This is a genomic window from Protofrankia sp. CiP1_Cm_nod1, from assembly GCF_920888515.1.
Lineage (GTDB): Bacteria > Actinomycetota > Actinomycetes > Frankiales > Frankiaceae > Protofrankia.
Genome location: NZ_CAKKTM010000020.1, coordinates 1 through 4,870, shown reverse-complemented (window position 1 = coordinate 4,870; position 4,870 = coordinate 1). Strand labels below are relative to the sequence as shown.

The 4,870-nt window shown below is 75.1% G+C and carries 4 protein-coding genes and 2 pseudogenes; 1 reads left to right on the top strand and 5 read right to left on the bottom strand.

All coding sequences use genetic code 11. From position 1 onward, the window contains the following. Positions 1-339 (top strand): annotated as a pseudogene (locus NBX02_RS01120) (plasmid partitioning protein); the annotation flags it as partial. Positions 340-696: 357 nt separating this feature from the next. On the opposite strand, the gene NBX02_RS01115 reads toward NBX02_RS01120, so the two are convergent. The 5 genes and pseudogenes from NBX02_RS01115 to NBX02_RS01095 all read right to left on the bottom strand — a co-directional run. Next, positions 697-2,484: a hypothetical protein gene (locus NBX02_RS01115; protein WP_250289601.1), complete on the bottom strand. Its 1,788-nt coding sequence runs from the start codon at positions 2,482-2,484 to the stop codon at positions 697-699. 667 nt (positions 2,485-3,151) lie between these two features. Further along, on the bottom strand, positions 3,152-3,589 hold the full coding sequence (locus NBX02_RS01110) for a DUF3180 domain-containing protein (protein WP_250285891.1): 438 nt from the start codon (positions 3,587-3,589) through the stop codon (positions 3,152-3,154). Beyond that, complete coding sequence (folK, locus tag NBX02_RS01105; RefSeq protein WP_250289599.1) at positions 3,586-4,101, bottom strand: 2-amino-4-hydroxy-6-hydroxymethyldihydropteridine diphosphokinase; 516 nt, start codon at positions 4,099-4,101, stop codon at positions 3,586-3,588. Before folK ends, NBX02_RS01110 begins: the two co-directional genes overlap by 4 nt. Continuing rightward, positions 4,098-4,445, bottom strand: coding sequence for a dihydroneopterin aldolase (gene folB / locus NBX02_RS01100; RefSeq protein WP_445548195.1), 348 nt, complete (start codon positions 4,443-4,445; stop codon positions 4,098-4,100). The genes folK and folB overlap by 4 nt, the downstream gene beginning before the upstream one ends. Positions 4,446-4,621: 176 nt before the next feature. Further along, positions 4,622-4,870 (bottom strand): annotated as a pseudogene (locus tag NBX02_RS01095) (dihydropteroate synthase); the annotation flags it as partial.

Sequence of the window (4,870 nt, the reverse complement as noted above, 5' to 3'; positions counted from 1 at the left end):
GCGCAGGACAGGGCCGCCGGCCCGGCCGGCGCCGGCGGGGGCGCACAGCAGGCGCCGGCCGGCCAGGCCGTCGCGGCCCTCGCCCCACCAGCGGGCGCTGAAGACGGCACTGGGACGAACGCTTCCGGGGCCGGTGCCGCGACAGCCGCCCGCGACGGGTACACGGCGATCAGGCAGGAGACGGTGTGCTCGTCCGGCAGCCGGATCGTGGAGTTCCTGCTCCCCGGCCTCGCCCACGGCTGGCCACCCGCCACCGGCCCGAAACACTTCGACACCGCCGAGGTGATCTGGCGGCTGCTCGCCCCGATGCACTCGTCCGCCGCCGGGCCCGACCTGTAGGCCGGCCCGACGGCCACCGGTCGTCGCCCGCGGAAACAACAGAGAAATAATTCCCCAACAGCAGAAATTAACAACGGATACACAATGACAGTGGGTTCTCGTATCACGACAGGCCCCTCCGTCATGCGGGGACGGTGTGCGCGGCGGCAGCCGAAGCGTCGATCGGGTAACGCTGCCCGGTTCAGGAAGCACCAGCTCACCGCAATGAGGAACAAAACAGCTGCTGTTACAGCCGCTTGTTTCCGGCCCCCGCGTTCAACAAAACCAAAGCGTTACCAGCGGTGACCGTACTCGAGAGCGCTCCGCGGCCTGCCCGGTGCGCTCGGGCGTTCCGGACGGCCGTCCCGGGCAGCCGGGTCATGCCGGGCGGAAGGAGGCGCGCAGGCTCTCGAGCAGCGTGGCCGCGGTCGCCGCCGACTGCGACGACGAGCGGGCGATCAGGACGTAGACCGCTTCCCCGGCCGGCACCGCCCGCATCACATAGGTGACCCGCTGCCCCTCGCGCAGGTACGAGCCAACCCACTCCTGGGCCTGCCCGCCGCCGGGATCCGCCACCGTCCGGGTGGTCTCCCTGGTCACGCCGGGCTGGATGGCGAACTCCGAGCCCTGGACGGCGGTGAGCGCGGCCGCCTGGTCCGTCCCGGCGACCCGGGCGACACCGACCATCTGCGGGCCGCCGGACCGCGCGTTCCCCACCGGCGGCTCGACGAAGAAGACCGCGGTGTTGTCCCGGCGCTGCTGCCAGGCCGCCGGGTGGGAGAACGTCGCCTTCTGCTGCGCGTCGGTGACGGCGGCCCAGTCCGGCGGGACGGCCGCCGTGGCCGGCGGCTGGCTCGCGGGCGCCCCGGGCCCCGCGGTGGCGCCGGCCTGGTCGTCAGGCGCCCCGGACGGCCGGGCCGTGACGGCGGCGGCACCGTCCCCACGAGCGCCGATCTTCTGCCACACGAACCCGGCCCCGCCCCCGACGGCGAAGGCGACACCGAGGATCACCACCGCGTACACCAGTCGGCGCAGCAGCCAGGGGAGCCCGCCGGCATCGCGGGAACGACCGCGGCGCGTTCCCGCGTCCGCCGTGGACCCGTCCGCGGATCGGCTCGCGGACCGGCTCGCGGACCGGCTCGCGGATCGGCTCGCGGACCGGCCTGGTGGCCGGGAGTCGCTCCGGTCCCGGTCGTCCCGGTCGTCCCGGTCGTCCCGGTCGTCCCGGTCGTCCCGGTCGTCCCGGTCGTCCCGGCGCCGGCCCGACTCGGCTCGGAGCGTAACGGCCTGCTCGCCAGTGGTGCTCTGCTCGGCGGCCGACGGGCCCGCTCGACGGTCGGCGCGGTCGGCGCGGTCCGGCCTGGGCCGGCGGGAGGTCGATGCCGACGTGTCGGCGCCGGCCTGCCTGGTCCGGGGCGGGGGGACACCGTCCGGGCGTCCGGGACGGTCGCTGCCCTTCCTGGACCGCAGATCCGTGAAGACCGTCATGGCGCCGGGCGCCGGCTCGTCGAGCGGCAGCGGATCCGGCGGGTACCGGGCCGGCTGCGCCGCGGCCGGCTGTGCCGCGGATGGCTGCGGTGCGGATGGCGTGGCCACCGCCGCCGCGGCGTCCTGGATGGCGGACGCCTCCCCGCCAGCGGCGTAGCCCGTCCCGAAACCGGCCGCCGGCGGCTGGTAGGCGCCGGGCCCGGGCTGATTCGCCGGATACCCGGCACCATCCGGCGGGTAGGGCGCGCCGGGCTGGTAACGGCCTGCCGGCCGCGAGCCGGGCGCCCCCGGCTGGGAGCCGCCGGAACCGCCGGGGGGTGCCTGCGGACGGGGTGCCTCCCGGTATGGATCCCCAGCGCGTGGGGCGGGGTCGACCGGTGGCGGCCCGAACGGCCTGGCCCCCGGCGCGAGCCTGGTCTGCTCCCCGTAGGGGTCGGGGGCGCCGGCCTGGGGAGCACCCGGCAGCGGATATCCGCCCGCCGGCGGGTAGCCACCGGGAACGGGCCCGGCACGGTAGCCCGCCGCGGCCCCGTAGCCGGCGTCCGGTTCGTCCCGGACGTAGCCGGCCCGCGGCGGTACGCCTGGCCGCTGGGACGGGCCGGGTGACCGCGAATCCGGATACGCTCCCGGCCCCGGCGGGGGATATCCCCCGGCCGCCGGCTGAGGGCCCGCGGGCATCTGAGGGGAGATCTGAGGGGAGAAAGGCCCCTGGCGAGAATCAGGATCTCGATATGAGCCAGAATCCTGATACTGGCGGGCGTTGTAGTAGCGCTCAGCATCCTGGTTCTGGTAGGAACTCGGAGGGTAGTCACTACGGCCGGTGGGGACCGGCCCCGCGTCGGGGCGGTCCGCCGCCGCTGGCGCACCGTCCGCGATCATGGCTCGACGTGGGTTCGATGCGTCAGATCGTCGCATATCGTCCGCCATCGACCGGCCTCCTCACGATCCGCGCCCACGTCATGTGTCCCCCCATCGGTGTACCACGGCGTTGCGCTGGCGTTGCGTGCGCCCAGTTGACAAACGCCGGATCGCGGGATCCTCATCGTGTCCAGACGCCGGGCGGACACTCCGGGTTGTGGGCACCGCGGAAACCACGACCGCATACTCCTCGATCAGCTGGGTTCTTCGCGGCCAACCGGGGCTTTCGATCGCCTGGCAGCGCTGGCCACGCAAGGCGGACACCAGTCGCGAACGCCCATCCAGAGCATGATCCAGACAGGCGTGCCGCCGGGCCCGCCTCCCGGCGGGACGAGCGTACCCGACGGCGCACCCGCGCCGATCTTCCCGGCGGCCGGCGACGGACACCACCGCCGATATGACTACACATGATCATACAGTCGGCACGTCACGGCTTCGGGACCCGGCACACCCGCTCGAGCAGGAGGGCACTGACAAGGAGCACCAGCGCCGCCGCGACCCCGAGACCGGCGGTGACCGCGTCGGTGTCAGCGGTACCGAACTCCTCCAGGCGTGGCAGCGTGTAACCGAGCAGCGCCGCCCAGGCTCCCATGAGCGCGGCCCCGGTCAGGCTGCTCGCCTTCGCCAGCGCCGCCAGCCGGGCGACGGTCAACGGCAGGATCGGCCGCGTGCCCGGACGCCCCTGCAACCGGCGCCGGGTGATGGCGGCGGTCTGCGCCTCCGCCAGCCCGACGATCAGCAGCGACAGCGGTGCCGTCCGCGGGAACCGTGGCAGATCCCGGTAGGTGAAGGCCAGCAACACGTACGCCAGCACGCCGACCACCACGGCCGCCGCCACCAGTTCCCGCGCCCGCGTCGGCCTCACCCGGCCAGGCTCCACGGCGTCCGGCGGACCCCGGAGGTGTCCAGCGCGGCCACCAGCTCCTCGACCCGGCCGTGCCCGGGCAGCGCCGCGTCCGGGTCGACGTCCAGCCACGGCACGCAGACGAACGCGCGCAGGTGGGCGCGCGGATGCGGGATCAGGATGTCCGGGTCGTCGCTGGTCAGGTCACCGCAGGCGATCACGTCGACGTCCAGGGTGCGGGGGCCCCAGCGGACGGCCCGTGCCCGGTGGGCCGCATCCTCGGCCGACCGGGCCGCGGCGAGCAGGTCCCGCGGCGGTGCCGCCGGGACCAGCAGCACTGCGTTGAGGTAGTCGGCCTGCGCGGGCCCGCCGACGGGCGCGGTCTCGTACACCGGCGAGACCGCCACGGGCTCCAGCAGGCGGGTGGCGGCACGCAGCTGGGCAAGGCGGTCGCCGAGGTTCGAGCCCAGCGCCAGCACCGCCGGCGCCGGGCCTGCCGGTGCCGGCCGCCGCGGGCCCGTGGCCCCGCTCACGCCCACCGGCCCCGGGTGACGGTGACCGCGACGTCGGTGAACGGCAGCGGGACCGGCGCGGCCGGCTTGTGCACGGTCACCTCCGCCCGCAGGACCCGGTCGTCGGCCAGGCACGCGTCGGCCAGCCGGTGGGCGAGCGTCTCGATCAGGTTGACGGGCTCCCCGGCGACGATCCCGGCCAGTGTCTGGGCGAGCGTCCCGTAGTCGACGGTGGCGGTGACGTCGTCGCTGGCGGCGGCCGGCCAGGTGTCCAGCCACACCGCGGCGTCCACCACGAACTCCTGGCCGAGCTCGCGCTCCGCCGGTAACACACCGTGATAGCCCCGGACTCGCAGCCCGGTCACGGCAATCCGGCTGGACGCGACAGGCGCCCTGGCGGGGGTCGCGGCGGTCGTGACGAAGGACGTCGTGGGAGACGCACTGGAAGACGTGCCGGATGACACGCCGGGTGACGGAGAAGTGCCGGGCACCACGGCGCCGGACACGGACGCCGGCGCGTCGGCGTCCGGTGACGCGCCGGTCATACCGCACCCGTGGGCGGGAGCCGGAACGCGCCACGGGCCGGCGCGCCAGGATCCGTGACGCCAGGATCCAGTGCCCCGGAATCCGGCGCTCCAGGATCCGGCGTCCCAGGATCCGGCGCGGCGGAATCCGGCCTGGCGGGCGCCTGCTCCGCCGGCGCGGGCCCGCCATCAGCCGGCCGGGCCTGCCGTTCGCGGGCCTGCCGCCATGCCTGGACGACCCGCACCGCGTCGGCCGCGGCCCGCAC